The organism is Streptomyces glaucescens (assembly GCF_002154375.1).
In the GTDB taxonomy this organism is placed as follows: domain Bacteria; phylum Actinomycetota; class Actinomycetes; order Streptomycetales; family Streptomycetaceae; genus Streptomyces; species Streptomyces glaucescens.
Map to the genome: position 1 here is coordinate 1 of NZ_MUND01000674.1, position 1735 is coordinate 1735.

The window sequence follows — 1735 nt, forward strand, 5'->3', positions numbered from 1 at the left end:
CGCCGGCCGCGCCGTACAGCACATCGACGAAGCCCGCGTCGGCGACGGTGCCGACGTCTTCCAGGGTGGTGCCGACGACGAGGTCGGTGTAGCCGTCCTCGTTGTAGTCGACGGTGGCCATCGCGTTGCCGAACGAGTCGCCCTGCTCGGCGTCGCCGACGACCCAGGCGAGGTCCTGGTTGATCTCCGCGGTGCCCTTGCCGCCGCCGTAGGAGATGCGTATCAGACCGGCGTTGGTCTTGCCGCCGACGGTGCCCGCGGGGTCGGCTATCGCGATGTCCTCGACGCCGTCGCCGTTGAAGTCGGTGATGCGGGTGGCGCCGACCTTGGAGTTCACCCAGGACGCGAGGTCGTCGACGCGTGCGATGACGCCCGCGGCACCGGTCTGCGTGGCGTCGGTGTCGTAGTAACCGCCCTGGGAGGACTGGGAGCTGAGGCCCACGAGCTTGCCGGCGCCGATCACCGGGCCGCCCGAGTCGCCCATGCACGCGGCGACGCCGTCCTTGCCGGTCACCTGCGCCGAGGTGGCGCCGATGGCGTCGAGGGTGTAGCTGCCGGTGTGCAGCTGCAGCGGCGCCCACTCGGTCTTCGTACGGCCGTACCCGGCGAACTGCAGCTCCTGGCGGGCCGCGGGCGCGGTGGTCGCGAGGGCGATCGACGCCACATTGGTGACCGGCCGGTTCAGCCGGGCCAGGACCACATCGCGGTCCGTGCGCGGCACGAGCTCGACGATACGGCGCTCGGCGCCCTGGGCACCGGAGAGGTCAGTGCGTCCGATGACAGCGGTGGTCGTCTTCGCCGGTGCGCCGGCAGCGACCGCGAGCGAGACGGCCGGGTCGGCCGCGAAGCAACTGGCCGCCGTGAGCAGCCATTCGACGTCCACGAGGACCGCGGAACAGCCTCGGTCGTGCTCGCCGACGATGACCTGGGGGGTGTAGGCGAAGGTGGTGTCCACATCGGTGGCCGGGGTTCCCCCGGTGATGGCGGCCGCGGGAACCGCGGACAACGCGAGCGACGACCTGATCGTCCACACCAACGACGGCAACATCGCCGTCCGCAAGAACATGGGCACCTACTTCGACGGCGGCACGTTGATGATCACTCTGTAGCGGGACTCCCGTCCTGGCCGGCCGGGAACGGACGGCCAGGACACCGGGGGCGCAAGTCGGCCTGCCCCCGCGGAACTTCGCGCACGATCGCGCCGGGAGGGGAGGCTGATGTGCACGGCCTTGCCGCGCTTGCGGCCGCGGCCACACCAGACCGTCCAGTCGCACTCCCGCTGCCGGTGGCCGCGTGGGCCGCGTGCTCGTCACGTTCGAGCGCCCGGCGCGGGCGGGCGCCTGCTGTCCGCATGCAGGCGCTGGGGCTTGAAGCAGCGGTCACGGTGAGGGTCGTGTCTCGTTCGGTGGCCCTCGCCCATGGGCTTCAGGCCTTCCCAGTCGTACGTGTTGCCGACCGAGACGCCGACGAGGAGAGTCAGTCCGTTCGCATCGCCCCGGCCCGTCCCTGAGGTCCCTTGCCAGCTGGCCCGACCTCGGCCCTGGAGGTATCCCCACCCCCGTTCCGGAGGCTGCCGCCATGGGCGCAGCCCACCCGCTCCGGCAGGGTGTGAGGGCATGAAGGCAACAGTGAAGACCTCGCGGGCACGCCTTGCCACCACCGCTCTGCTCGCTGCCGCCGTTGCGTCCACGGCACTCGCGCCTGGCACTGCGACCGCCGCCCGCCCGGCGTCCGC

Annotated in this window: 2 protein-coding genes; one reads left to right on the plus strand and one right to left on the minus strand. The window is 71.8% G+C overall.

Annotation, left to right across the window (positions count from 1 at the left end; all coding sequences use genetic code 11):
- On the minus strand, positions 1 to 1006 hold a 1006-nt coding region (locus tag CCN42_RS34535), incomplete at its 3' end, for a trypsin-like serine protease (RefSeq protein ID WP_422641239.1).
- On the opposite strand from CCN42_RS34535, the gene CCN42_RS45095 reads away from it, so the two are divergent.
- Complete coding sequence (locus tag CCN42_RS45095; RefSeq protein ID WP_245877600.1) at positions 960 to 1109, plus strand: hypothetical protein; 150 nt, start codon at positions 960 to 962, stop codon at positions 1107 to 1109. The two genes, CCN42_RS34535 and CCN42_RS45095, sit on opposite strands and share 47 nt — an antisense overlap.
- Positions 1110 to 1735 lie beyond the last annotated feature (626 nt).